Genomic DNA, 25,441 nt, shown 5'->3' with positions numbered 1-25,441 from the left:
ACTCAAATCAGTGCGAAGCCGATACCGGCTGCGGCGGTCAGCACAACGACAATCCACGGTGGGCACTTCCACGCCGTGAGCAGGACAAAGCCAACGAGCGCCACAGCAAAGTCGGCCGGGCTCAGAATCGCGCCTGTCGCCACAGGATTATACAACGCCGCAGCCAGAATGCCGACGACAGCCGCGTTCGCGCCGCGCATCGCCGCCTGGGCCAAGGGGCGACCGCGCACAACATCCCAGAACGGCAGCGCGCCTGTCACCAGCAGAAGGCCCGGCGCAAAGATCGCCACAAGACAGATCGCGGCACCAGCTATGCCGTTGGGCGATGGCTCCATGGCGGCCCCGAGAAAGGCGGCGAATGCGAACAGGGGACCCGGCACGGCCTGCGCTGCGCCGTAGCCGGAGAGAAATTCGCCGGGACTGATCCAGCCGGGCCGCACCACCGCTTCGTCCAGCAGGGGCAGGACGGCATGACCGCCGCCGAACACCAGCGCACCGGCGCGGTAAAAGGCGTCGAACAGCGCCACCCCCTGCGACCCTGTCGCCATCGCGGCCAGCGGCAATCCGCCCAGAAGGACAAGGAACGACGCCAAGGCGATAAGGCCGGCTGGCCGGGAAATCGGGAAGGTCAAATGGCTTGCGGGTGAAACACCCGTCGCCCGGCAAAAACCGATTCCCGCCAGGCCACCCACCAGAATCGCCGAGATCTGGCCTGCTGCTCCGCCCAAAAAGACGACAATCAGAATAGCCACGAGCGCGATGGCCGCCCTCTGCTTGTCTGGCGTCAAGGAGCGGGTCATTCCCCATACCGCCTGGGCCACAACCGCCACCGCGACCAGCTTCAGCCCGTGAACCAGGCCCGCTCCGACACGCCCCTCAAAGTAGGCTGCGCCGATGGCGAACAAGACCAGCAGCACGGCGGACGGTAGCGTAAAGGCGCACCATGCTGCGAGCCCTCCCAGCGGTCCCGCCCGCAACAAACCCAGCGCAAACCCGACCTGACTGGACGCTGGCCCTGGCAGGAACTGACACATCGCGACAAGATCGGCATACCCGGTTTCGTCGATCCATTTGCGTCGTTCGACCAGTTCATTCCGGAAATAGCCGAGATGCGCCACAGGCCCCCGAACGACGTCAGGCCAAGCTTGAGAAACGTGCGGAAAACCTCACCTGGCGACCCCGCCCTTGGTGCTCGCGGTTGCTGGTGCGTCACGTCTGGCCCTTCACCGATTTCTGCAGCCACGACGTTTCTCGATCACTCGCCGGTGCATCTCCGGACAGGTGTGTGCTCATACCGTTTGAAGATGGAACTGTCTGCCATGGGTCGAAAGCGGTCTGGCTGCGAAGGGCGAAAAGCGGACGCCTGCGACGGCCAAGGAGGATCGAGCCAGGTTCAATCCACAGTCGACAAACGCCAGACACCTTGTCATCCTGGACGCCGCCAAAGCGGCGAACCGGGACGTCGTGATCCCCTTGTCCGGGGGTCGGGTTCCGCCACGCTGGATCCTGACCTGTCTCCCGGATAGGGGCTGACGCCGCTTCCGGGAGGATCAATTTCTTGCGGTCCAGCGTCCCGGATCACCGCTGCGCGGTGTCCGGGATGACAACGGCGCAACCCTGCAGCCCGAAGGATGATGACGCCTCCCCCGCAAACCCGTGGCATCCCCGACACCCTCACGACCGAACGCGCTGCTCCGACGTTCGCGATCCCGCCCCCTTCTGGCGATGCGGACAGCCGGGCCAGCAGCAGGGTCGGCGCTTGCCGGCCTTCAGGTCGGAACACGCCCGCTCGACATGCTGGCGGCGGGTCTCGAGCCGTTTCACCGACTCGATCCAGCAGATCCATTCATTGCGGGCCAGCGGGGTGATGTCCTCCCATGCCGCCCGCAACGCCGGGTCGGCGACGAGGCGGTCCCTCAGGTCCTCGGGCAGGGCGTGCACGACTCCGGCACTGATCGGCAATCCGGTCATGGGGGGCAGCTCCGTCCGGCCAACGGACCGCACCCTATCGGCCCCACCCGAACCGGCCAAGACCGTCGGGCCGGACCGGGTCAGCGCAGGACCAGGGCGGCCAGTCCCGTCACCGCCAGCAGTCCATGCAGGACCAGCATCAGACCCAGCCACGAGCGGAACGGTTGTTTGCGGGTCTTGTGGCGGAGCAACCGCTGGCCCAGCCAGGCGCCCGTGCCGCCGAACAGGGCCGCCCACAGCAGGGTGCGTTCGGGTACCCGGCGGCCGTGATTCCGCGCCCGCACCTTGTCGAACCAGAACAGGCCGAAACTGCCCAGGCTGGCGGCTGACAGCCCGGTCAGGACAAGGGTGAGAACCGGCGGGAACGTCATGGTCTGTGCTCTGTCCGTACCTCTGCCGCGCCCGGTAGGGGGGGTGGACGTCCCGGGTACCACGCCGCGCGTCCAGCGGCGTCACGCCTCCGCCACCCGGCCCTCGCTGATCAGCCCGGCGGCGCGTCGAACGGCGCGCGCTCTGTTCACCTCCGTACCGAACAATGTGCCGACCGTGTTTCGCTGTTCGCCGGATAACCGGGATCATTCAACGCGGGGCGGCGTTGTTCAAGCCAGGGCGGTCAGCCCCCGGGGAATAAACCGCCATGGAAAAGAACCTGCTGCGGCTGGTGTACAGAAGCGATTCCTGCATTGCCCACGAGGACGTGACAAGGCTCGACGCGATATTCAAAACGTCAATCCGTAACAACAAGCGTGACGGCATCACCGGCGCACTGGCGCTGCCGGATGGAACGTTCGTTCAGGTGATCGAGGGCGACAAAGACAAGGTGGATCTGCTGATGAAGCGCATCCGGCTCGACACCCGGCATGAGAGCGTCACCGTTCTGGGAGAGTGGGCAATTCAGGCCAGGTTGTTCAGGGGTTGGGACATGGCGCGCCCCGATCCGACGCCGCTGACCCAGCAATCCTTCCGGATCATCACTGAAGACGGAAGCGGCGCACAGGTGACGACCATCCTGCTGGACCTGATGAGTAAGGCCGAACATTTGTATCTCGCCCGATAGGCAGAACGATCAGGCCCGCCCGACAGGTCGAAATCGTCACCAACTGACCGGTTCGATTCCCGCTCTGGCCGGCGTCTTCCCTTCTGCAGTCGACCTGCGGTTCAGGATTCGATCATCGCCGCGATCAGGTCGGCGGCCCGCACCGCGCCGTCCTCAGAGCGGGCGGCGTCGCCGAGATCGGAGCATCGCGCCAGTATCGTCAGGTCGTTCAGCAGGGTTTCAAGCGCGGGGACGATCCGTTCCGGGCGATAGCCGGATCGCTTGAGCGTCGCGCCGCAGCCGATACGCACGACCCTCGCCCCGTTGTCGAACTGGTCGCCCAGATGCGGCACGATCAGCTGGGGTCGGCCCGCCCGCAGCGCCTGCTGGGTCGTGCCGACTCCGCCCTGATGAACCACGGCGGCGCAACGCGGGAACAGCAGGGAAAAGGGGGCGTAGGGCACCGCCACCACATCCGGGCCGTCGGCGATGGACAGGTCACCCTCGGGACCGACGAGGAACACGGCGCGACGGCCGAGCGTGCGGGCCGCCGCCAGACTCTGGACATAGAAGTCGCCGGGCATGTTCACCACCGCACTGCCCAGGGTGAACACGATTGGTGCCGGGCCCTGATCGAGAAAGGCGGTCAGCGCGGGCGAGAGCGTACCCGGTCCGCCCGCATCGTTGTCATAGGCGGCATAGCCCGTGACCTCGAAATGAGGCGGCGCATCCGGCTGGCGTGGGCTCAGCAGCGGCGAATACAGACCTAGCGACAATTGTCCGGCCCGGACGCCGTCGAACACCGGATTCAGGTCTGTGGGGCCGAGGCCGAGGCTGTGCCTCACCGCATTGATGGGGCGTTTCCACTGCGCCGTCGTCGTCCGACCCAGCGCCAGCGTCGCCCGGTTCAGCCACAGCCTCGGTCCGCTCCGGGCCGGTGCCAGCCACGGCGCGCGTGGCAGGAAGGGCGGGTCGAAGGCCGACATGACGACCGTCGGCTGCAGGGCGACCGCCACGAAAGGAACGTTCAAGCGCTGCGCGGCCATGGCGGCACCGGCGGCGAAGGTCGATCCGGCAATGGCTACACAGCCCTCAGCCGCCGCGAGCAGTTGGCGGGCACCCGATTCCAGATAGGGCAGCATGATCCACTCGAACAGGAAACGGTCGGAGCGGGCGACGGCGCGGGTCATCTCGGCCAGCGACAGGCCCAGATCCGCGCTCAGCCGGCCAAAGCCGGGCCCCACGGCATGAAAGCCCAGGCCCTCGGCCTCGACCTTGGCGCGATAGTCCTCCGACGCGGCGATCTCGGCCCGAAAGCCGCGCGCCTGCAGCGCCTTACCCACGGCGATGAAGGGATGAAGGTCACCAAGGGAGCCGGCGGTCGCCAGAACGATACGACCGCCGTCACCCATCAGCGGTAGTCTTGGATCGGCCGCACATCCAGCTCACCGGCCTTGATGGCCCCGATGGCCTGGGCGGCGGCCAGGGCCCCCGCGGCCGTGGTGTAGTAGGGGATCTTCATCATCAGGGCGGTGCGACGCAGGGAGAAACTGTCCTGCAGCGACTGCTTGCCCTCGGTGGTGTTGAACACCAGCTGGACCTCGCCGTTCTTCATCGCGTCGACGATGTGCGGCCGGCCTTCCAGCACCTTCTTGACGTGGCCGACCTCCAGCCCCTGCTCGACCAGATAGCTGTGGGTACCGCCGGTGGCGAGGATGGCGAAGCCCTCGGCGATCAGGGTCTTCACCGCCTCGATGATGAAGGGCTTGTCGGCGTCCTTGACCGACACGAAGGCGCAGCCGGAGACGGGCAGGGTGGTGCCGCCGCCGATCTGTGACTTGGCGAAGGCACGGGCGAAGGCGGGGGCCATGTCAGCCTCGCCGTCGCGCTTCCAGTCCAGACCCATGACCTCGCCGGTCGAGCGCATCTCGGGACCGAGGATGGTGTCGACCCCGGCGAAGCGGGCGAACGGGAAGACCGCTTCCTTGACCGCAATATGGTCATAGGGCCGGTCGACCAGGCCGAACGATTTCAGCGGCACCCCGGCCATGACCTTGGCGGCGATCGAGGCGACCGGGTGGCCGATGGTCTTGGCCACGAACGGCACGGTGCGGCTGGCGCGCGGATTGACCTCGAGCACGAAGATGCGCGGTTCGGCGCTGTGCGGCTCCTCGATGGCGAACTGGACGTTCATCAGGCCGCGCACCTTCAGGGCCCGGGCCATGGCCTCGGTCTGGCGCTTCAGCTCGTCGACGATTTCGGGCCGCAGCGAGAAAGGCGGCATCGAACAGGCGCTGTCGCCGGAGTGGACCCCGGCCTCCTCGATGTGTTCGAGAACACCCGCCACGAACACCGTCTCATCGTCGCACAGGGCGTCGACATCAACCTCGGTGGCGCGGTTCAGATAGTGGTCGATCAGCACCGGGTCCTTGCCCGAGACGCGCATGGCCTCGCCGACATAACGGTCCAGCTGCTCTCGGTCGTGGACGATGACCATGCCGCGCCCGCCCAGCACATAGGAAGGCCGCAGCACGACCGGATAGCCGACCTCATCCGCCTTCTGCGCGGCCTCTTCGGCGCTGCGGGCCAGGCCGTTGGGCGGCTGCATCAGGCCGATGTCGTGCAACATGACCTGGAAGCGTTCGCGGTCCTCGGCGAGGTCGATGGAGTCGACGCTGGTGCCGAGGATCGGCACCCCGTCCTCCTGCAGGGCATGGGCCAGTTTCAGTGGCGTCTGGCCGCCGAACTGGACGACCACCCCAATCAGATTGCCGTTCGAGCGTTCGACGTCGATCAACTCCAGCACGTCTTCGGCCGTCAGCGGCTCGAAATACAGCCGGTCCGAGGTGTCGTAGTCGGTCGAGACGGTCTCGGGGTTGCAGTTGACCATGATCGACTCGACGCCGATGTCGGCGAAGGCAAAGGCCGCGTGGCAGCAGCAGTAGTCGAACTCGATGCCCTGGCCGATGCGGTTCGGCCCGCCACCGAGGATGATCGCCTTCTTGCGGTCGGTCGGGTTGGATTCACACTCGGGCACCTGACCCAGGGACCCGGTCTCATAGGTCGAATACATATAGGCGGTGGCCGAGGCGAATTCGGCGGCGCAGGTGTCGATCCGCTTGAACACCGGACGGACGTTCAGGCCGCGCCGGGCCTTGCGGACGCCGGACTCGGTCGTGCCGGTCAGCTCGGCGAGGCGGGCGTCAGAGAACCCCTTGGCCTTCAGGCGGCGGAACTCGATGGGATCGGTCGGCAAACCCTTGACCCGCAGATGCCCCTCTTCTCGGACGATCTCGGCGATCTGGCGCAGGAACCACGGCTCATAGGCACAGGCGGCGTTGATCTCCTCGACCGACAGGCCGTGGCGGAAGGCCTGGGCGATAACCAGAATGCGATCCGGCGTGGGCTGGCCCAGGGCGCGCAGCACGGCGGCGCGGGCCCCGGCGTCGTCCTCGGCTCCGGCGACACCGTCGATCTCGATCTCGTTGAAGCCGGTCAGGCCGGTTTCCAGCCCGCGCAGGGCCTTCTGCATCGATTCCTGGAAGGTACGGCCGATGGCCATGACTTCGCCGACCGACTTCATCGAAGTGCTCAGCGTCGCCTCGGCCCCCGGGTATTTCTCGAAGGCGAAGCGCGGGATCTTGGTCACCACATAGTCGATCGAAGGCTCGAAGCTGGCCGGGGTGACCCTGGTGATGTCGTTGGTGAGCTCATCGAGCGTGTAGCCGACCGCCAGCCGCGCAGCGACCTTGGCGATGGGGAAGCCGGTGGCCTTGGAGGCGAGGGCCGAGGACCGCGACACGCGCGGGTTCATCTCGATCACCACCATCCGACCGTCGGCCGGGTTGATGGCCCACTGCACGTTCGAGCCGCCGGTCTCGACGCCGATCTCGCGCAGCACGTTGATCGAGCCGGTCCGCATGCGCTGATATTCCTTGTCGGTCAGGGTCAGGGCCGGAGCCACGGTGATGGAGTCGCCGGTGTGCACCCCCATCGGGTCGATGTTCTCGATCGAGCAGATGATGATGCAGTTGTCCGCCGTGTCGCGGACCACCTCCATCTCGTATTCCTTCCAGCCCAGCACCGACTCCTCGACCAGCACCTCGGTGGTCGGGGACAGGTCGAGGCCGTGAGCGACGATCTCGTAATATTCCTCGACATTGTAGGCGATGCCGCCGCCGGTGCCGGCTAGGGTGAAGCTGGGCCGGACGATGGCCGGCAGGCCGACGAAGGCCAGGGCGTCGTCAGCCTCGGCGATGTTGTGGATCGCCTTGGAGCGCGGGCTCTCGAGGCCCAGTTTGTCCATGGCGTTGCGGAATTTCTGGCGGTCCTCGGCCTTGTCGATGACGTCGGCCTTGGCCCCGATCATCTCGACGCCCCATTTCTTCAGCGCCCCCGAGGCATCCAGCGCCAGGGCCGTGTTCAGCGCCGTCTGCCCGCCCATGGTCGGCAGCAGGGCGTCGGGGCGCTCTTTGGCGATGATGCGCTCGACGAACTCCGGCGTGATCGGCTCGATATAGGTGGCGTCGGCCACCTCCGGGTCGGTCATGATGGTGGCGGGGTTGGAGTTGACCAGAATGACCCGGTAGCCCTCGGCCTTCAGCGCCTTGCAGGCCTGCACGCCCGAGTAATCAAACTCACACGCCTGCCCGATCACGATCGGCCCCGCGCCGATAATCAGTATGGATTTCAAATCTGTACGTTTGGGCATGGCAGTTCGATCAGTTCGTCACGACCGCGCACTCCCAGCCGTCATAGTCCAGCTGGAAGGCCGCGGCCCAGGATTGCATCATGGAAGAAACGGGCGCGAACGAGGCTTCGTCCACCGCCATCGTGGTTTCGAGGATCGTGCAGTCGCCGTCACCCCGGGTCAGGAAACCGGCCCGGCGCGCGACCTCGTTCAGGTCGTCGTGGTCACCCTCGCCGTAGAAATAGAACAGGGTGTGGCGCGGCGTGATCCCGGAATCCCCGTGCTCCGCCAACGTCGCGCGGATCATCGCATCCCGGTCTTCGTGGCTGGTCAGGGCGTCGGACAGGGCCTCGGATCCTCGCGCGCGGACGTCCGACGGCGCGCGGCGCGCACCGTTGGCGTACTGGTTGTCGGTTAAGCGGTCCGTTTAGAGACGCAGTCGCCGCGCGACAAGCGCTTATCCGTCCGGCAGGCCGTCGATCCACACGGGAAGGGCCGCGATGGTGTCCAGCATGGCAAAGCGCGGATGGCTCTCCGGTGCTTCGGCCAGTTCGTGGTCCCAGGTCACATGATAGGGGATGTGGACGGCGAAGGCCCCGGCCTCCAGCGCCGGCAGGACATCCGACTTCATCGAGTTGCCGGCCATCACTGCCTGGTCCGGCCCGGTTCCGTGGCGGGTGAAGGCGCGGTCGTAGGTGGTGCGATCCTTCTCGGAGACGATCTCGACCCCGCTGAACAGCTCGCCCAGACCCGAGGCCGCCAGCTTACGCTCCTGGTCCATCAGGTCGCCCTTGGTGATCAATACGAGGCGGTAGCGCTCGGCCAGGCCGGCCAGGGTTTCGGCCACTCCGGGCAGGGTTTCGACCGGATGGGCCAGCATCTCGCGTCCGGCGGCCAGAATTTCACGCAGGGCCCGCGGCGGCGGATCGCCGTCGCACAACTCCATCGCCGTCTCGATCATCGACAGGGTGAAGCCTTTCACCCCGTAGCCGTAAAGTCGCAGGTTCCGGCGCTCGACCTCGGCCAGACGCGCGGCGATGGCGTCGTTGTCGTGGTCGGTCAGCAGGTCGAGGAACCGCGCCTGGGTCAGGCGGAAGATGGTCTCGTTGTGCCAGAGGGTGTCGTCGGCATCGAGGCCGACCGTGGTGATGGTCATGGATGGTCATTCACCCGGGACGGTGGCGCGCGCAAGAGCGGAAAATCCCGTTCGCGCGTTACCAGAAAACCGGGCCCCGGCCGGACCGGGAAGCTGCCGGTCGAAGGTTCCCAAGCTTAACCATTGCAATCTCTGGATTCTGCAAGCTCAGCGGCACATAGATCGTGGAGGTCAGCCGTGGCGGGATTTTTCTGCATGGTAAAATGCCGTTGACCCCGTCTGTTGGTGATCTCTTGGTAAATGCAGCGCACCATCCATAGGTAGTATCGTGTGGTCCCAACACAGGAGGTCATCATGACCTATCCCCCGGGGGCCGGACCGAGAGAACCGGCCAAGGTTTCGTTTGACGAGTCCCAATCGGCCCCGGGTAACCCAGACCGTCGTGCCTACGGCTCCGCCTGCGAGAGTCTGACCTTTCCCTTCGTGACGCGAGCCCGACGGGAACTGTCCATCACCCTGGCAGCCCAGCCGGTCTATGAGCTGGACCGGTTTGTTCCGGTCGGTCGCCGGCTGAGGCGCATCGTCCGTCACCGGGGCGGTGAAGCGGCGCTGGTGGCCATGGGCAACCGGACCCTGGAGCAGGCTGATCTGAAGCGGATCGACCTGCAGACCATGGCCCACGGCCTCGATCTGCTGCATCCAACGCTCGACGAGACTGTCGTCCTGCCCGCCTTCTGGCGCACGGTGGCGACCACCCAGGGCCGGTTCGCCCTGGCCTATGCCGGACTGCAGTTCGACGGTCGACGCGGCACCCTGCTGGTCGAGGTGACAGGCGGGCCCGAGACGGCCTCGCCTGAGGCCCTGGCCGAGACCATCGCCCATTTCGAGACCCAGAAGCTGGGCGTGATCCTGCACATGGCTCCGGACATCGACCTGGCCCGACGCCTGGCCGATGCGCGTGCCGGCTGTCTGGCGATCGATTTCGCCGGTGTCGACCATGACAGCAGCCGGTCCTGGGCGGCGGCCGAGACCCTGATCACCACGGCACGGGAGTCAGCGCCGCGACTGCTGCTGTTGAATCTGCGGCCTGAATGGGCCCGCGCCGCAGCGGCGGTCGGGGCCACCCATGCCGTCTTCGCCCAGATGACGGCCCGAACCGTCTGAAGCGTTGACGCCGGCAGCCGCGGCGGGCCTTGTGGGGTATGCAGACGACCCTTCCCGCCCGGCTGTACGACGATTTGGATGCCTGGGCGCGCGAGCGCACGGGGGTGTTCGGACGCGCATGGTTGTTCATCGGCCATGAGGCCGAGGCGGCCACCCCCGGCGACTGGATTGCCAGCGACATCGCGGGCTACCGGCTGCTGGCGGTTCGGGGCAGGGACGGGGTCCTGCGCGCCTTTCACAACGTCTGCCGTCACCGGGCCGGACCGCTGGTGTCCGGCGCGCGCGGTCACTGCGACGGCGAACTGGTCTGTGGCTACCACGGCTGGCGTTACGCCCTCGACGGCCGGCTAAGGGCTGCCACGGGCTTTGGCACGGCAGAGGGGTTTGACCCGCGGGACTACGGCCTGTTCGCCGTGCGGCTGGAGATCTGGCGCGGTCTGGTCTTCGTCGTGCTGGACCCCGAGGCCGCGCCGCTGGCGGATTTCGTTGCGCCGCTGGAGCGGCTGCTGACGGCGCGCGGTCTGGACATCAGCCCGCCTCTGATCCGGCGCACGCATGACCTCGCCTGCGACTGGAAGGTCTATGCCGAGAACTATCTCGAGGGCTATCACATCGACGCCGTCCATCCTTTGCTGGCCGAGGAACTGGGGCCGCGCGCCGACTATCGGACCAGCATCGACGGTGATCTGGTGGTGCAGCAGGTCGTCGGCGTCAGCGACGGGCCGCAGGGCGGTGTGTGGGGCTGGCTGTGGCCCAATCTCGGGATCAACGTCTATCGCGACAGCGCCATGATCGAACGCATCACCCCGACCGGGCCGGGTCGCGTCAGGCTCGATTACCTGTTTCTCGGCGACAACGGACCCGAGGCGCTGACCGAGATCCTGGCGGCTTCGGATCGATTGACCGCCGAGGACGCCGCCATCTGCGAGGCCGTGCAGGCCAACCTCACGGCGGGGCAATACGAACAGGGCGTGTTAAGCGAGGAACACGAGCGCGCAGTCGGGTGGTTCCAGGATCGGATCGCGGCGCTGCATGTGACGCCCTGACGGGCGATCCGCCGGGGGGCGAATAATGGATAAGCAACGCAAGCTGGGCTGGGGCCTGGCCGCTCTTCTCGTAGCCGGGAATATGATCGGCTCGGGGATATATCTCCTGCCCGTCGCCCTCGCACCCTTCGGCAGTTCGAGCCTGATCGCCTGGGTATTGGTCGCCCTCGGGGCCCTGGCCCTGGCCGCCGTGTTCGGCGGGTTGAGCCGCATCCATCCGGGCGCGGACGGGCTGTCCGGCTATATCGAGAAGGGGCTGGGCCGGTTCGCCGGCTATGTCGCCATCATCGCCTACTGGCTGGCCAATGTCGCCGGCATCGTCGGCATCGCGGTCGCTGCTGTCGGCTATCTCGCAGTCTTCTTCCCGGAACTGAGGGGAACCTGGCCCGGTGCCTGGGCCAATGTCGCCCTGATCTGGATCATGACGCTGCTGGCCATGTTCGGTCCGCGGTTGATGGCGCAATTGGGTGGACTGGCGCTGCTGATCGGTCTGGTGCCGATCGCGGCGGCGATCGGTCCGGGGTTACTGGCCTTCGACCCCGCGATCTTCGCCGCCTCGTGGAATCCGTCGGGGCAGCCGCTGCTCTCCAGCCTGCCTGCGTCCCTGGTGCTGATCTTCTGGGCCTTCCTCGGGGTGGAATGCGCCGGTGTCATCTCGAAGCAATTGCGCGACCCGGCCCGCGATGTCGGTCGAGCCAGCCTGGCCGGCGTCGGTCTGGCCGCCATCGTCTATATTGCCGCGGTGGTGGCGGTGTTCGGCATCATCCCGGTCAATGAGCTGGCGGTTTCAACCAGCCCGTTCGCCGATCTGGCCGGGCGTCTCGTCGGTCCTGTCGCCGTCGCGATCATCGCAGCCTGCGCCGTGGTCAAGGCCTCTGGCACGGTCGGCGGCTGGATCACCATCAACGCTGAAACCGCGCGGTCGGCCGCCCGCAAGGGTTATCTGCCGCGCATTTTCGGCACTGGACTGATCGCACCCAGGGCCAATTTCGTCATCCATGGCGTGCTGATGAGTCTGATTGCCCTGGCCACCGCCCAGCCGACTCTCGGCGGACAGTTCGCCATCCTGGTTACGGTGACGACGGTTCTGGTCCTCGTGGTCTACATCCTGTGTTGTGCCGCCTTGATTGTTTTGACCCGCAGCGTCGGTTTGAGGATCGTCGCGCTCGTCGGAATGATCGTGCCGGCTTGGGCGACGGCGACCACCGAACCCTGGATGCTGCTGGTCGCCGTGGGCCTGGTGGCGGTCATCGGACTGGGCTGGCCGCTGGTTCGAGGATCGGTTGATCCAGATGCGCTTCCTCTCTAGCAGAACTGGCACCGGCGCAGGGCTGCCGTGCAATCTGGCACCGGGCCTCTATGATTGCGTCGTGCTGAGTCTGCGGCACGGGCCGCCGTGGTCTGGCTTCAGGTCTGGCTTGAGAAGGTAGATCCATGACGATCCCGACCCCGACCGTTTCCGGACGCCAGCTGGGCTGGGGCCTGGCCGCGCTGGTCGTGGCCGGGAACATGATTGGATCGGGCCTGTATCTGTTGCCCGCCACCCTGGCACCGACCGGAAGTTCCAGCGTCGTCGGCTGGGTCGTGGCCGCCATCGGCGCGGTGATCCTGGCCATGGTTTTCGCGGCCCTGGGCAGGCTGCAGCCGGACGCTGACGGTTTGTCGGGCTTCGCTGAACGGGGTCTGGGCCGGTTCTTCGCCTTCCAGACGGCGCTGGCCTTCTGGACCGCCTGCCTGGTCGGCAATGTCGCCATCGCCGTCGCCGCCACCGGCTATCTCGGCTATTTCTTTCCGGTGCTGGCCACACCGGTCGGGGCGGTGTTTTGCAATCTGTTCCTGATCTGGCTGACCACGGCGGCCTATATCATCGGCGCGCGCACGGCCGCCCGCTTCGCAGCCCTGGCCCTGATCATCGGCCTGGCCCCGATCGCGGTCGCAGTGGTGGCAGGGGCCATCGCCTTCGACCCGGCGATCTTCGCAGCGTCCTGGAGCCCGTCGGGCGCGCCCCTGGCCCGCAGCGTTCCGGCCTCGCTGGCGATCATCTTCTGGGCCTTCATCGGGATCGAGAGCGCCGCCGCCCTGTCGGCCCGGGTCAAGGACCCGGTGCGCGACGTCGGCCGGGCGACCATCGCCGGTGTGCTGCTGGCCGCAGGGGTCTATATCGCCGCCTCGGTGGCGGTGTTCGGGGTCATTCCGGCCGGCGTGCTCGCCCAGTCGTCCAGCCCCTATGCCGATCTGATCGCCCGGGTGTTCGGGGCCTCGATCGGCGGGGTGGCGGCGGCGGCCATGGTGATCAAGGCTACCGGCACGCTGAGCGGCTGGGTCATGCTGGGCGGCGAGACCGCGCGGGCCGCGGCCAAACAGGGATTCCTGCCGTCCGGCTTCGGCCAGGGTGACCGGACGCCGATCGCCAATCCGCTGCTGGGCGGGGCGATCATGTCGGCCGTCGCCGTGATCTCGAACCAGCCGACCCTGGGCGGACAGTTCGGAATCCTGGTCGGCCTGACATCGGTGCTGAGTTTGGTCATTTACGGTTTTTGCGCCGTCGCCCTGTTCCGTCTGGCCGGGCGGCCGCGCGACCGGGTCGTGGCGATCCTGGGACTGGTGTTCAGCGTGGCCGCGGTCGCAGCGGCGGCTCCGGGCTATATCCTGCCGACCCTGGCTTTCTTTGCCTTGACCAGCCTGGCCTGGTTGTGGGTACGCCGAAACCGGCGGGAGCCGGATCTCGAGGCCGGCGGAACGCCGCAGACCTGAAGTCGGACGTTGACCGCGCGTCCGGGCATCTTTAGTGACGCCGCCGTTTGTCCGCCCGGATTCGGTGTAAGGAACGCGCCATGACCAAGCTTCTCACAGGTGCCACTGGCGTCCTCGCCCTGGCCGACGGCACCATCCTGCAGGGGATCGGTGTCGGCGCGACCGGTACGGCGCTGGGCGAGGTGGTCTTCAACACCGCCATGACCGGCTATCAGGAAATCCTGACCGACCCGTCCTACATGAGCCAGATCCTGGCCTTCACCTTCCCGCACGTCGGCAATACCGGGGTGAATCTGGAGGATGTCGAGCAGATCGGCGGCGGGGCCGAGACCTCGGCCCGGGGCGCGATCTTCCGCGACCTGCCGACCGATCCGGCCAATTGGCGAGCGGAACTGCCCGGCGGCGGCGATCTGGACGGCTGGATGAAGCGGCGCGGCGTGGTCGGCCTGTCGGGAGTCGATACCCGGGCCCTGACGGCCCGCATCCGCGACGGCGGCGCGCCGCATGCAGTCATCGCCCACGATCCGGACGGCAAGTTCGATCTCGAGGCCCTGGTGGCCCGGGCGAAGGCCTGGACCGGCCTGGTCGGACTGGACCTCGCGAAAGACGCCTCGACCCTGCAGTCGTTCGACTGGGACGAGGGTCTGTGGGACTGGCCGGAAGGCTATGCCCGGGTCGACGCCTTCGGCAAGTCGGTGGTGGTCATCGACTACGGGGTCAAGCGCAACATCCTGCGGGCGCTGGCTTCCACAGGCGCGAAAATCACCGTGGTCCCCGCCACGACCTCGGCCGAAGAGGTTCTGGCGCGCAATCCCGACGGCATCGTCCTGTCCAACGGGCCCGGCGATCCGGCCGCGACCGGCGTCTACGCTGTGCCCGAAATCCTGAAACTGGTCGACAGCGGCAAGCCCCTCTTCGGCATCTGCCTCGGTCATCAGATGCTGGCCCTAGCGCTCGGGGCGAAGACCATCAAGATGGACCAGGGCCATCACGGAGCGAATCACCCGGTCAAGGACCTGACCACGGGCAAGGTCGAGATCGTGTCGATGAACCACGGCTTCACCGTCGATCGCGACAGCCTGCCGGACGCGGTAGTCGAGACCCATGTCAGCCTGTTCGACGGCACCAACTGCGGTATCGCCCTGAAGGACCGACCGGTGTTCAGCGTGCAGCATCATCCTGAAGCCTCGCCCGGCCCGACTGACAGCCTGTATCTGTTTGACCGGTTCCGCGACCTGATGGGGCCGCGCGGCTAGTCAAAGGCGAACCGGACGGCGACGCTGACGAGCGCGGAGTCCGCATCATGCGAACGCATTAGCACCGACACGTAACGCACGGACCCCAGTCGGCGGTTCGATGCCGCGGCTATGGCATTGGCCTGAGCGCGTGCGCGGGCGACGCCGTCTGCCGTGGCGGCATTCCAGACCGCCTCGCCGGGATCGCTGGCCGCATTGAGGCCCAGCATGGCCAACAGTGGTCCCATTGTTCCGAACTCCGGAGCATTCAGACTGTCTTGCAGGTTGGTGACGCCGGCCGCAATCAGGGCGTCGATGAAGGGTGCAAGTCGCGCTTCATCCGGACGAATCAGGGAGACGCGCACCGTCGAAGTCACGGTCGGGCCGGTTTCGTCTACGTCGGCTGGACCAGCGCCCGCAGGTTCCAGCGAGCGTGACCGCACAGCCATCAGGTAGTCGTTCGCGGCGACGTCCTCAGCCACGCGGTAGTTTGCCGCGGCGACGTCCAGTTGAACGTTGAAGCGGTTGGCGACCGCGCGCACCCGCTCCAAACTGGTGTTGCGCTCGGCCACGGCCTCGGTGGCCGTTGTCCCGGTGCCCATGATGGTCAGCGTCATCGGCGCGGCGCTCGCGGCTGGCAGGGACGCGCGTCCCTGGGCGGTGACGAACACACCAGGAGCTCCGGCCATCGATTCGGCGACACTCTGTCCGAATTGATCAACGGCGGCGGCTACAGGTCCCGCCAAATCCTGCGCTGTGGCGGGCATGGCGACAGCAAAGGCCGCGGCGATGCCGCAGAAAATGGTTTTCATGGATTTCCCCCCAAGGATGCATGTTTACACAACCATGGCTGGGCCACGCTGACCAGACGCCTATGGCGTCAGACAAGGCGCGTGTGTACGCGGACCGACATGTCTGAATACCTAGGATGGGCCCGGCTCAGGGCAGGGGCGCGAAGCTCCGGTCTTCGCAGCGCAGTTCACCCGCCTTGCGCACCGCCGTCAGGGTGGCGGCGAGCCAGTATCGGGCATCCTCGTCACGGTTCGCCAGGCGGCGTTCCCGGGCCCGCATCCGACGGGCGGCGGCATTGTCGAGCAGGCGCGCGTGCAAGGCGCGGGGCGTGAGCGGGGCAACGGTGGGGGAGCCGGGGACGGCGACGGCGTCGGGGCCGACGGGCTCCACCGCCGGGCGGGCGATGGCGATGAACATGACAGTCCGGTCTTTCTGGCTGGCGGGCCCTGCGCCTTCACGCCGACATCGCCGGGGCCCGCACTTTTCTGGCGCGGGACACTGAAAATAACCCACAGCGGTGTGGGTTGTTCCGTGTATAGATAAAAAATACGCTAAAAATCAGATGGTTATGGACACGATCCGGACAAAATGGTTAGCGAAACCTTAACGCAGCCAAGTCTGACGCCGCCGCCGTTTCCGCGCTATAGACACGCGGTGCGTTTCGATGACCGTTTCCTGGAAGAACTGAAGGCCCGCCTTCGCCCGTCCGATGTCATCGGCCGGTCGGTGAAGCTCAAGCGTCAGGGACGGGAGTTCGTGGGGCTGTCGCCGTTCACCAAGGAGAAGTCGCCGTCGTTTTTTGTCAATGACGACAAGGGCTTCTTCCACGACTTCAGCTCGGGCAAGCATGGCGACGTGATCACCTTTCTGCAGGAAACCGAGCGGCTGAGCTTTCCCGAGGCGGTCGAGCGGCTGGCCGCCGAGGCCGGGATGCAGATGCCCGCAGAGGACCCGCAGGCGGCCGAGCGTGAGCAGAAGCGCCAGGGGCTGACCGACTGGATGGATCTGGCCCAGAAATGGTTTGCCGCCAATCTGCGCCGCTCCGTCGGCAAGGCCGCGCGCGAGGTGCTGGAAAAGCGCGGCCTGCCCGAGGATCAGTGGGAACGCTTTGGCCTCGGCTATGCGCCGGAAACGCGCGGGGGACTGAAGGACGCCCTGGTCCAGCGCGGTGCCAAACCCGCCGAATTGGTCGAGGCGGGAATGCTGATCGCGCCCGAGGGCGGCGGTCAGCCCTATGACCGGTTCCGCGACCGGCTGATGTTCCCGATCCTCGACGCCCGCGGCCGCATCGTCAGCTTCGGCGGCCGGGCCATGAATCCCGACGACCGCGCCAAATACCTGAATGGCCCCGAAAGCCCGCTGTTTCACAAGGGGTCGACCCTGTACGGCCTGCCCGAAGCGCGCCGTATCCTCGGAGCGGAAAGCAAGTCTGACCGGGCCATCGTGGTGGTTGAGGGCTATATGGATGTGATCGCCTGCCAGCGAGCCGGCATCCCGGCCGTGGCCCCGATGGGTACGGCCCTGACCGAGGAACAGATGGACCGGTTGTGGCGGGTCTCGTCCGAGCCGGTGCTGTGTTTCGACGGCGACGGCGCGGGGCAGCGCGCCGCCTATCGCGTTATCGAGCGCGCGCTGCCGCTGTTGAAAGCCGGACGGTCGTTCCGCTTCGCCCTGCTGGAGGGAGGTCAGGACCCCGACGACATACTGCGTGACAAGGGCGCGCCGGCCCTGCGTCAGGCGCTGGATGAAACCCGGCCCTTTGCCGAAGTGCTGTTCAAGCGCGAGGTCGAGGTCGAGCCCCTCGACACGCCCGAGCGCCGCGCAGGCATGAAGGGGCGTCTGCGCCAGGCCGCCGCGGCCATTCAGGACAAGGATCTGGCCGAACAGTACCGCCGTGAACTGTTCGACCGGTTCGACGCCCTGTTTCCGGCCCGGGCCCAGCGGACCGCGTCGCGTGGTCAGACCATCAACGGCCGCTGGAAGCCGGGCCCGCCCCCCATGCTGGGTCAGACGGCGGAGGGGGCACAGGCCATGCATTCGCTGACGCGGTCGATTGAGCCCGTGGCCGCCGCCCTTGCCCATGGGGCCATCGATGATCCCGAGCGGATGGACGATTATCTGGAGGCCATCGCGGCCCACGGCTTCGGTGAACCGGCGCTGGACGGCCTGGCCCAGGAACTTGTGCGACTGCGGTTCGCCGACCAGGAAAACGGCCAATCCCTTGACAGTGCGGCCGTGCGACGCCATCTGGCCCTCTCGGGTCACGATGCTTTAGTGCGCGAGGTCGAGAAGGCGGCGGCAAAGTCCGGCGCGCCTTTCCTGGCCGCGAATGCGCCCCTCGCCGAAGCACGGACCCGGTGGTCGCAGGCGTTCGACGCTCTGACCCGCGTTGCGGCGTTGGAGGACGCCTTGGTTTCGGCACGCGCAGTGCCGGGACAGGATGAGGCTTTCCGCCGGCTAAAGGCCGAGCGCGATGCTTTGCGCCGTGCGATCAAAGCCGGGACGATATGGGAAGACGACGCGGGTTCGTAACCAACGAACTCGTGACGCGTTGTATTTTTGCCGACGGGATTGATCACCCCGGCTGGCGCGGAGACAGAATTTAATGACTACCCAGACCGAAACGCAGGAAACCGAAGCCGCCACCGACGGGCCGCTGCTCGATCTGACCGATGCCGGCGTCAAGAAATTCATCAAACAGGCCAAAACCAAGGGCTATGTGACGATGGAGGAGCTGAACAAGGTTCTTCCGTCCGACGAGGTGACTCCCGACGCGATCGAGGACACCCTGGCCATGCTGTCGGAGATGGGCGTCAACGTCGTTGAGGCCGAGGAGGACGCCGCCGAGCCGCAGAGCACGGATGTGGCCGCCGCCGCCGGCACCGCCGTGGCTGAGGCGCCGGCGAAATCCGCTTATGATCGGACGGATGATCCGGTGCGGATGTATCTGCGCGAGATGGGGTCGGTGGAGCTGCTGAGCCGCGAGGGCGAGATCGCGATTGCCAAGCGGATCGAGGCCGGGCGGGATGCGATGATCTCGGGCCTGTGCGAGAGCGCGCTGACGTTCGAGGCCATCATGGTCTGGCGCGACGAGCTGGCCAACAACCGCATCCTGCTGCGCGAGGTCATCGACCTCGACGCCACCTATGGCGTGATCAACCCCTCGTCCCTGCCCGGCGCCGCCCAGCCCGAGCCGGAAGAGAAGCCGGAGGCCGAGAAGGTCGAGGGTGAGGCGGACAAGCCCGAGAGCGATGACGAGGATGACGACGATTTCGACGACGGCGGTGGCCTGTCGATCTCGGCGCTGGAAGCCGAGCTGCGTGACGGCGTCATGGAGGTGCTGGACGCCGTGGCCGGTGATTTCGGCGGCTTCCGCAAGCTGCAGGACAAGCTGGTCGAGGCCCGGCTGAAGGGCGAGATCCTGTCGGCCAAGGACCAGAAGGCCTATGTCGGCCTGACCAAGGCCATCTCCGATCGTCTGAAGACGATGAAGCTGAACAACAACCGTATCGAGGCCCTGGTCGAGCAGCTGTATGCGATCAACAAGCGGCTGATGGGGCTGGAAGGCCGGCTGCTGCGCCTGGCCGACGGCTACGGCATCTCACGTCCGGAATTCCTCAAGGCCTATTTCGGGGCCGAGCTCGACCCCAACTGGGCCGACAACGTGCGCGACATGGGCGTGCGCTGGACCAAATTCGCCGACAAGGAAGCGGCCCAGATCGCCCGCATTCGCGGCGACATCGCCGCCGTGGCCAGCGAGGCCGGCCTGCCGATCGACGACTATCGCCGCATTGTCCAGACGGTGCAGAAGGGCGAGCGCGAGGCCCGTCAGGCCAAGAAGGAAATGGTCGAGGCCAATCTGCGCCTGGTCATCTCCATCGCCAAGAAATACACCAACCGCGGCCTGCAGTTCCTTGATCTCATTCAGGAAGGCAACATCGGTCTGATGAAGGCGGTCGACAAGTTCGAATACCGCCGCGGCTATAAATTCAGCACCTATGCGACCTGGTGGATCCGTCAGGCCATCACCCGCTCCATCGCCGACCAGGCCCGCACCATCCGCATCCCGGTGCATATGATCGAGACCATCAACAAGATCGTCCGCACCAGCCGCCAGATGCTGCACGAGATCGGCCGCGAGCCGACCCCGGAGGAGCTGTCGGAAAAACTGGCCATGCCGCTGGAGAAGGTGCGCAAGGTGCTGAAGATCGCCAAGGAGCCGATCAGCCTCGAGACCCCGATCGGCGACGAGGAAGACAGCCACCTGGGCGATTTCATCGAGGACAAGAACGCCATCCTGCCGATCGACGCGGCCATCCAGTCCAACCTGCGTGAGACCACGACCCGCGTGCTGGCGTCGCTGACCCCGCGCGAGGAGCGGGTGCTGCGCATGCGTTTCGGCATCGGCATGAACACCGACCACACGCTGGAAGAAGTCGGCCAGCAGTTCAGCGTCACCCGTGAACGCATCCGCCAGATCGAGGCCAAGGCGCTGCGGAAGCTGAAGCATCCGAGCCGGAGCCGGAAGCTGCGGAGCTTCCTGGATAGCTAGGGGGCCCTTTCCTTATGTGGCCCCTATCGCGTCATGCCTTCTCCCCTCGTGGGAGAAGGTGTCAGGCGAAGCCTGACGGATGAGGGGGCGGTCGGTCCGCATGGCGGCGGACGGCGTCGAACACGATGTTGGGGTTGGTCAACACAGCCTCGTTTCCGAATCTCAGAACCGTGAAGCCCCGCTGCTTCAGGTCGGCGTCGCGAAGCCGGTCGCGCGCCTCGCGCAGACGGTGAACGCCGCCGTCCAGCTCGATCACCAGCTTCAGCTCATAGCAGCAGAAGTCCGCGATCCACGGCCCGATCCTGACTTGCCGGCGAAACTTCAAGCCCTCGAAACGCCGATCCCGAAGGAACTTCCACATCGCCGTTTCAGCGAATGTCATCCTCGCCCGGAGGCGTCGCGTCTGGTCCGCCATACCCCTCATCCGTCTCGCTTCGCGAGCCACCTTCTCCCACAAGGGGAGAAGGGTAAACTACGGCGGCCGGCCCCGTGCGACCTGTCCCGGATAGCGCCTGCGGCGCTTCCGGGATGACAAGGACCGGCGCTCGCTGTTGAGGATTCTCCCGCCGCATCCGATGCAGCCTCGAAGACTCCGGCGTCTCAACGCGCCTCTCTGAGCATTGCGCCTCCACCCCCACCCAACCCTCCCCCCTCCGCCAACGGGAGGGCTTTTTGTGTTGTCCCGCCTCGCCCTGTACCGCCTCAGTCCCGGATCGTACCGGTCTCCGCGCGACAACCCGCGCCAAACCGGGACAGATGCGACCGTTGTCGACGTGGGCGCATGTCACACTGCGCCCATGACCGAAGACACTGTTCGCACCCGCAGAAACTTCCCCGCCGAGACCTGGGCGGTCGTCCGCGACGCCTATCTGGGCGGGGAAACGGCCGAGTCGATCGCCCGGCGCCTCAATATGTCGATCAACACGATCCGCAAACGCGCCGGCCGCTGCGGCTGGACCCACGCCGCCCACGCCCGGGCCATTCAGCGCGCCGTTGACGCGGGGCCGACGGCACCGATCGACCTGGCCCAGGCCCGGGACGCCGCCGTCGCCCATGCCGCCGCGCTGCTGACCGAGGGACGGGCCCTGGAGGCCAGCGCGATCCTGCGAGCCGCCGAGGCCCTGGGGCGGGCCGGCGGCAGCGAGGCCGGAGGGCTCGCGGCCGGGGCCGGGCCCGGGCCAGAGGTCGACGCGTCGGAATCGGACGCGGCGGTGGACGAGACGCTGCGGCAGATATCCGACCACATCGATCGGCTCGCCGTCGAACGCGCCAGTCAGCTGGCGCTGGATCTGCTGACCGACGAGGGCCCGCCCCAGGCCGTGTACGGGGCCTTCGCCTTCCGCTGGCGGGCGATGATGCTGGGACCGGCGGTCGCCCTGGCCGACTATGCGCAGGGTCTCCAGGGCGGCTGGGCCAGCCGCTACTGGGACGCCGAGGGCCGGCTGATCCCGCAGGACCCTGTCCCGCCGACGCCCGACCCGGGCATGGTCCGCCAGCATCTGCGCCTGTGCCGGGGGGCGGCGGGGGGCGATGAGGGGGGCGGTGACTGGGTATGGCCGCCGAGGGACTGGGAGCTGCGCGACGGGGAGGGGGCGTGATTATCGCCAAGTGCGGTCATACGGAGCCGCGGTTGTCGGATATTGTCTAACCCTCGTCAGCAATGGGGAGCTTGATTTCCCGCATGATTCGGTCGGTTTCGGCCAGGATTTTGATGATCTTTTGATAATGGCCGATGTCGTCCCACGACAGGGTGCGACCGCGCCGGTCCTTGAGCCATTTCTGGGCGGGCTGGTAGCCGCCGATGTAGAAGCTCCAGGCGACCTCGGGCACGCTGTCGAAATACTGGTCGGGATTGATGTGGACCTGACCACCCTCGAACTTCGGATAGCCCGCAGCGACCACGTCGTCGCCTTCGCCGTGATAGGGATAGGGCGTGTCGCCGACGGCGGCGGCCTCCATCAGGTGCAGGCGGCGAAGCGCCTCGCCTTTGTCGCTGACGTGGCGGAACACTTCGGGCGACGGCGGATAGGGGATGCGTGGGAAGTCGATCTTGAGGAATTCGGCGTAGGTCGAGCGATAGTCCGGCGAGTGCAGAACACCGTATATGTAATCGAACACCTTGACCTCGCTGGGCCGGGTGTCGCCGGTCGCTGCTCGGAAGTCGTCTTCAGCTCTGGCCTGATCGGCGGGGTCGATCCCGGCGGCCTTGCAAATGGCAACGTAGAGCTTGGGGTCGAAGTTGAGGCGAAGCGTTTGGTCGAGAGTGCCTTCTTGGGGATGAAGGTATAAAGGTGCGATCTGCGAAATGCCTTTGTTGCTGTAGAAGCCCCGGTTGTCGAACATGTGAGGCGTGACCAGCACGTGATTGTAACCAGCTTCACCGGCCACCGCCTGTCGCGAGTAAATCAGGCCAAGATTGGGTACGTCCGCGAAATGACGCATGTATCTCTCGCGGCCCCAATCGACCATATCAGGGCGATAGTAAATCTGCCTGACGTCGAATGGTCGGTAGAGGATGGGGCGCAGGTCGTCGGTCAGATCAAGGTTTGCGATGGTTTGACGAGCCGGTCCAAGTTTCCATCCTCGAGTGTCTCCTGCAGGATACTTTCCCGATTTTTTTGTTCCAAAGAACGCCGAGCGAACCTGATTGTCGGATTGGTCTCTGGCCCGAAATCGTTCGAGCTTGTTTACGAGTGACCGCTGATCGAAATCGATTACTAAGCTGTCGCGCGCCGTTACGATGCCCGTAACGTTGGTCGGAAGCAGTTCGTCGAGCCCGACGCCTAGATTATATGCAGCCTGACCAGGCCCAGCGTCCGCAGCAAACATGAAGAAGGGAGCATTGGGCTTGATGTTTTCCCAAGCAGAAGAATTTAGGCGCAGCGTCCAGAGACGGTCATACTTGCTTTCGCGGGAGCCCCAAAAGTCTGCGCGCCGGACTTTCGCAAAGCCATTTGTCGCTTTGGTACCGCCTTTCACGGCGATGACGACTGAGACGCCCTGTTGGATGTCGAACACGTTCTTGTCCGGGCCACCGTCTGGTGCGCGTTCTCTCTTCGGCGTGTTGCCGTGGAGGTCGAGCACAGAAATGCTGTCGAAAGTTTTGAGCAGATGCCAACGCATCGCTCGGAAGGTCGGGTTGTCGAGGTAGCCGTGGTTTGTAATGAAGCCCAGCACGCCGCCTGACGGATTCTGCGCGATGGTGTGTTCGGCCATGCGGATGAACTTGACATAGTCATCTTGAAGCCAGTGTTTGCGCTCACCGAAGTGCTGGCCATCGACGTACTTGTAGTTCTCGATCAGATTAGTGATCCAACTACCGTTATTCTGAGAAATGCCCGAGTAGGGCGGGTTTCCAATCACGCACATAATCGGCGTTTGGCGCTTGACCGCGCTGGCCCCGCGGGCTTCTTCCGCCAACGGCTGAAAGAACAGGTCGCGGACCTCGCGCTCGGCTGGCTCCAGCGAGTTGGTCAGCCAGACGGACAGACGTGGCGGCTTGGCGCTGGGTTTGTAGCCACTTTCGGTCAGCTGCATGTCGAGCTTCATGTGGCACATGGCGTAGCTGGCCATCAGCAGTTCGAAACCGTGCAGACGCGGCAGCAGATCCTGTTCGACGTAGCCGGACCATTTGCCGGGCGCGCGCTCCTTGACCCTGTCGGAGATCAGCTGAACCGCCTTGGCCAAGAAGGTGCCGGTGCCGGTGGCCGGGTCGAGAATCTGAACCTTGTGAACCTGTCGCTTTTCGGTGACCGGCTTGCCGGACTTGGGATGGTTCTGACCCGTGTCCCAATCGACCGTCACCTTTGAGGTATCCGCCAGTCCATCGGCGAGGCCGAACTCGGTCTTCAGCACATCGTCCACGGCGCGGACGATGAAATCGACCACGGGCTCGGGCGTGTACCAGACCCCCCGGCTCTTGCGCTTCTTCGGGTTATAGGCGGCGAGGAAGTCTTCGTAGAAATGGATGAAGGGGTCGTTGCGCGCGGTGAAATGACCGAAGTCGCGGAACAGGGATTGCGGGTCGCTGGCGCGCATGACCTGGACCAGATCATCGACGATGTAGGTCAGGCGCTTGGGCAGGGCGGGGCCGGCGACGTATTCGAACAGACCCTTCAGGAATGGATTGGAGGCCGGGAGCTTCTCCATCGCTTCCTGACGGCTGAAAGTCGCCAGGTCGTCATCATGAAAGCGGGCAGCGAACATGCCGTAGGTAATGGTTTCGGCGTAGAGGTCAGCGAACTCGTCCGGCTCCAATTTCGGAAGCAAATTGGCCTTGAAGCTCTTGAACTGGCCGCCGAGCCCCGAGCGGAATTCCGGGTCCTCCTTCAGCGCCAGCGCAACCTCGTCTTTGATAATCGCCGCCTTGGCCGCCATCATGTCCGCAAGCTTGGAGGCGGACCGGATGCTGATGGGTTTCTGTTCGGCGAACAGCCTGAGCTGGCGTTCCAGTTCGTCGAATTTTTCCGGGACAGGGCGAAGTCCCAAGACAAAGTCGGCAATCGAGACGAAGTGAACGGATACGCCTTCTCGGATGAACTCGAAGTCGACGCCGTTGGTGTAGATAAGGTTGGGGTAGGCGGCCTCGTAGCGCTTACGCTGCTCGACCGAGTAGCCCTTCAGCTTGATGACGTCCTTGTCGATGTCCTTGGCTTCGGCCCAGCCGATTGGAACGCCATCACGCTGAAACATGAAGTCGGGCACGCCGCCTTCGGACTGTTTCGGTTCATTGATGACTGTAAGCGTCGGATCGATGCCCTGGAACAGGTCGTTCAGCGCGGGACGGTAGCTGTGTTCAGTGGCCTGGCCGCTCTTGAACTGGGCGATGACCCTATCGAGATATTCAGAAATCAAGAACTCGCCCTCCGCTGTCACGAACAGGCTAGCTGCTCCCGGATCGTCCTGTCACTCGAAGAGTGCGCCGCGCGGCAGAGTGGACAGTCTTCAGGCCCGCTTAGACTCAAGAACGGGGTGGCGCGGCCTTTCCCCTCCACCGCTGCGCGGTCCCCCTCCCCATCGCGGATGGGGAGGAGACGGGGTGGGGCGGTGGGGCGGTTCCCCCTCCACCATGCTGCGCATGGTCCCCCTCCCCCTGTGGGGGAGGA

Annotated in this window: 19 protein-coding genes and 1 pseudogene; 9 read left to right on the top strand and 11 right to left on the bottom strand. The window is 65.8% G+C overall.

Annotated features, from left to right (window positions below; all coding sequences use genetic code 11):
* Positions 1-2: 2 nt before the first annotated feature.
* The 3 genes and pseudogenes from chrA to AAC067_RS13060 form a co-directional block, all read right to left on the bottom strand.
* A pseudogene (gene chrA, locus AAC067_RS13070) lies at positions 3-1,213 on the bottom strand (chromate efflux transporter).
* 461 nt (positions 1,214-1,674) lie between these two features.
* The gene (locus AAC067_RS13065; protein WP_339933249.1) at positions 1,675-1,971 is read right to left on the bottom strand and encodes a YdeI/OmpD-associated family protein; all 297 of its coding nucleotides are present in this window, start codon (positions 1,969-1,971) and stop codon (positions 1,675-1,677) included.
* An 80-nt stretch (positions 1,972-2,051) separates the two neighbouring features.
* Positions 2,052-2,342 (bottom strand): DUF1294 domain-containing protein, encoded by a 291-nt coding sequence (locus AAC067_RS13060; protein WP_339933247.1) that lies wholly within the window; start codon positions 2,340-2,342, stop codon positions 2,052-2,054.
* A gap of 266 nt (positions 2,343-2,608) precedes the next feature.
* On the opposite strand from AAC067_RS13060, the gene AAC067_RS13055 reads away from it, so the two are divergent.
* Positions 2,609-3,028, top strand: a complete 420-nt coding sequence (locus AAC067_RS13055; protein ID WP_339933245.1) for a BLUF domain-containing protein — start codon at positions 2,609-2,611, stop codon at positions 3,026-3,028.
* A gap of 101 nt (positions 3,029-3,129) precedes the next feature.
* On the opposite strand, the gene AAC067_RS13050 is transcribed toward AAC067_RS13055, so the two are convergent.
* The 4 genes from AAC067_RS13050 to AAC067_RS13035 all read right to left on the bottom strand — a co-directional run bounded on the left by AAC067_RS13050 (position 3,130) and on the right by AAC067_RS13035 (position 8,853).
* Positions 3,130-4,419, bottom strand: a complete 1,290-nt coding sequence (locus tag AAC067_RS13050; RefSeq protein WP_339933243.1) for a nucleotide disphospho-sugar-binding domain-containing protein — start codon at positions 4,417-4,419, stop codon at positions 3,130-3,132.
* Complete coding sequence (gene carB / locus AAC067_RS13045) at positions 4,419-7,718, bottom strand: carbamoyl-phosphate synthase large subunit (protein ID WP_339933241.1); 3,300 nt, start codon at positions 7,716-7,718, stop codon at positions 4,419-4,421. Before carB ends, AAC067_RS13050 begins: the two co-directional genes overlap by 1 nt.
* 10 nt (positions 7,719-7,728) lie before the next feature.
* On the bottom strand, positions 7,729-8,004 hold the full coding sequence (locus tag AAC067_RS13040; protein ID WP_339933239.1) for a hypothetical protein: 276 nt from the start codon (positions 8,002-8,004) through the stop codon (positions 7,729-7,731).
* A 150-nt stretch (positions 8,005-8,154) separates the two neighbouring features.
* Positions 8,155-8,853 (bottom strand): HAD family hydrolase, encoded by a 699-nt coding sequence (locus AAC067_RS13035; protein ID WP_339933237.1) that lies wholly within the window; start codon positions 8,851-8,853, stop codon positions 8,155-8,157.
* A gap of 294 nt (positions 8,854-9,147) precedes the next feature.
* Between AAC067_RS13035 and AAC067_RS13030 the strand changes: the two genes are divergently transcribed.
* The 5 genes from AAC067_RS13030 to carA all read left to right on the top strand — a co-directional run bounded on the left by AAC067_RS13030 (position 9,148) and on the right by carA (position 15,013).
* Positions 9,148-9,957 (top strand): hypothetical protein, encoded by an 810-nt coding sequence (locus tag AAC067_RS13030; protein ID WP_339933235.1) that lies wholly within the window; start codon positions 9,148-9,150, stop codon positions 9,955-9,957.
* Between the two features lie 38 nt (positions 9,958-9,995).
* The gene (locus AAC067_RS13025; protein ID WP_339933233.1) at positions 9,996-11,003 is read left to right on the top strand and encodes an aromatic ring-hydroxylating dioxygenase subunit alpha; all 1,008 of its coding nucleotides are present in this window, start codon (positions 9,996-9,998) and stop codon (positions 11,001-11,003) included.
* 25 nt (positions 11,004-11,028) lie between these two features.
* The gene (locus AAC067_RS13020) at positions 11,029-12,312 is read left to right on the top strand and encodes an amino acid permease (RefSeq protein WP_339933231.1); all 1,284 of its coding nucleotides are present in this window, start codon (positions 11,029-11,031) and stop codon (positions 12,310-12,312) included.
* Positions 12,313-12,437: 125 nt separating this feature from the next.
* A complete protein-coding gene (locus AAC067_RS13015) occupies positions 12,438-13,757 on the top strand; it encodes an amino acid permease (protein WP_339933229.1) in 1,320 nt (439 codons plus the stop codon).
* Positions 13,758-13,837: 80 nt separating this feature from the next.
* Entirely contained in the window at positions 13,838-15,013 is a 1,176-nt protein-coding gene (gene carA, locus AAC067_RS13010) for a glutamine-hydrolyzing carbamoyl-phosphate synthase small subunit (protein WP_339933227.1), read from the top strand.
* Here carA and AAC067_RS13005 read toward each other — a convergent pair.
* Together AAC067_RS13005 and AAC067_RS13000 are read right to left on the bottom strand one after the other, a co-directional pair.
* Positions 15,010-15,804: an SIMPL domain-containing protein gene (locus AAC067_RS13005; protein WP_339933225.1), complete on the bottom strand. Its 795-nt coding sequence runs from the start codon at positions 15,802-15,804 to the stop codon at positions 15,010-15,012. The two genes, carA and AAC067_RS13005, sit on opposite strands and share 4 nt — an antisense overlap.
* Before the next feature lie 127 nt (positions 15,805-15,931).
* Positions 15,932-16,201, bottom strand: a complete 270-nt coding sequence (locus tag AAC067_RS13000; protein WP_339933223.1) for a hypothetical protein — start codon at positions 16,199-16,201, stop codon at positions 15,932-15,934.
* Positions 16,202-16,438: 237 nt separating this feature from the next.
* Between AAC067_RS13000 and dnaG the strand changes: the two genes are divergently transcribed.
* A complete protein-coding gene (dnaG, locus tag AAC067_RS12995) occupies positions 16,439-18,316 on the top strand; it encodes a DNA primase (protein ID WP_339933221.1) in 1,878 nt (625 codons plus the stop codon).
* Between the two features lie 73 nt (positions 18,317-18,389).
* Positions 18,390-20,336 carry an RNA polymerase sigma factor RpoD gene (rpoD, locus tag AAC067_RS12990; protein WP_339933219.1) on the top strand — a complete coding sequence of 649 codons (1,947 nt, stop codon included), beginning with the start codon at positions 18,390-18,392 and terminating at the stop codon, positions 20,334-20,336.
* Positions 20,337-20,397: 61 nt separating this feature from the next.
* On the opposite strand, the gene AAC067_RS12985 is transcribed toward rpoD, so the two are convergent.
* Positions 20,398-20,751, bottom strand: a complete 354-nt coding sequence (locus tag AAC067_RS12985) for an endonuclease domain-containing protein (RefSeq protein WP_339933217.1) — start codon at positions 20,749-20,751, stop codon at positions 20,398-20,400.
* A 382-nt stretch (positions 20,752-21,133) separates the two neighbouring features.
* Between AAC067_RS12985 and AAC067_RS12980 the strand changes: the two genes are divergently transcribed.
* Positions 21,134-21,934 carry a hypothetical protein gene (locus tag AAC067_RS12980; protein ID WP_339933215.1) on the top strand — a complete coding sequence of 267 codons (801 nt, stop codon included), beginning with the start codon at positions 21,134-21,136 and terminating at the stop codon, positions 21,932-21,934.
* A 46-nt stretch (positions 21,935-21,980) separates the two neighbouring features.
* Here AAC067_RS12980 and AAC067_RS12975 read toward each other — a convergent pair whose 3' ends face one another.
* Positions 21,981-25,190, bottom strand: coding sequence for a type ISP restriction/modification enzyme (locus AAC067_RS12975; protein ID WP_339933213.1), 3,210 nt, complete (start codon positions 25,188-25,190; stop codon positions 21,981-21,983).
* Between the last annotated feature and the right edge of the window lie 251 nt (positions 25,191-25,441).

Source organism: uncultured Brevundimonas sp. (assembly GCF_963977465.1).
Lineage (GTDB): Bacteria > Pseudomonadota > Alphaproteobacteria > Caulobacterales > Caulobacteraceae > Brevundimonas.
Note: the sequence above shows the minus strand (reverse complement) of the source record. Positions and strands in the feature narration are given on the sequence as shown.

Excerpts from the sequence above, each read along its gene's own strand:
- AAC067_RS13065 (WP_339933249.1), bottom strand. The coding sequence starts at position 1,971 with ATGACCGGATTGCCGATCAGTGCCGGAGTCGTGCACGCCCTGCCCGAG.
- AAC067_RS13060 (WP_339933247.1), bottom strand. The coding sequence starts at position 2,342 with ATGACGTTCCCGCCGGTTCTCACCCTTGTCCTGACCGGGCTGTCAGCC.
- AAC067_RS13055 (WP_339933245.1), top strand. The coding sequence starts at position 2,609 with ATGGAAAAGAACCTGCTGCGGCTGGTGTACAGAAGCGATTCCTGCATT.
- AAC067_RS13050 (WP_339933243.1), bottom strand. The coding sequence starts at position 4,419 with ATGGGTGACGGCGGTCGTATCGTTCTGGCGACCGCCGGCTCCCTTGGT.
- carB (WP_339933241.1), bottom strand. The coding sequence starts at position 7,718 with ATGCCCAAACGTACAGATTTGAAATCCATACTGATTATCGGCGCGGGG.
- AAC067_RS13040 (WP_339933239.1), bottom strand. The coding sequence starts at position 8,004 with ATGATCCGCGCGACGTTGGCGGAGCACGGGGATTCCGGGATCACGCCG.
- AAC067_RS13035 (WP_339933237.1), bottom strand. The coding sequence starts at position 8,853 with ATGACCATCACCACGGTCGGCCTCGATGCCGACGACACCCTCTGGCAC.
- AAC067_RS13030 (WP_339933235.1), top strand. The coding sequence starts at position 9,148 with ATGACCTATCCCCCGGGGGCCGGACCGAGAGAACCGGCCAAGGTTTCG.
- AAC067_RS13025 (WP_339933233.1), top strand. The coding sequence starts at position 9,996 with ATGCAGACGACCCTTCCCGCCCGGCTGTACGACGATTTGGATGCCTGG.
- AAC067_RS13020 (WP_339933231.1), top strand. The coding sequence starts at position 11,029 with ATGGATAAGCAACGCAAGCTGGGCTGGGGCCTGGCCGCTCTTCTCGTA.
- AAC067_RS13015 (WP_339933229.1), top strand. The coding sequence starts at position 12,438 with ATGACGATCCCGACCCCGACCGTTTCCGGACGCCAGCTGGGCTGGGGC.
- carA (WP_339933227.1), top strand. The coding sequence starts at position 13,838 with ATGACCAAGCTTCTCACAGGTGCCACTGGCGTCCTCGCCCTGGCCGAC.
- AAC067_RS13005 (WP_339933225.1), bottom strand. The coding sequence starts at position 15,804 with ATGAAAACCATTTTCTGCGGCATCGCCGCGGCCTTTGCTGTCGCCATG.
- AAC067_RS13000 (WP_339933223.1), bottom strand. The coding sequence starts at position 16,201 with ATGTTCATCGCCATCGCCCGCCCGGCGGTGGAGCCCGTCGGCCCCGAC.
- rpoD (WP_339933219.1), top strand. The coding sequence starts at position 18,390 with ATGACTACCCAGACCGAAACGCAGGAAACCGAAGCCGCCACCGACGGG.
- AAC067_RS12985 (WP_339933217.1), bottom strand. The coding sequence starts at position 20,751 with ATGGCGGACCAGACGCGACGCCTCCGGGCGAGGATGACATTCGCTGAA.
- AAC067_RS12980 (WP_339933215.1), top strand. The coding sequence starts at position 21,134 with ATGACCGAAGACACTGTTCGCACCCGCAGAAACTTCCCCGCCGAGACC.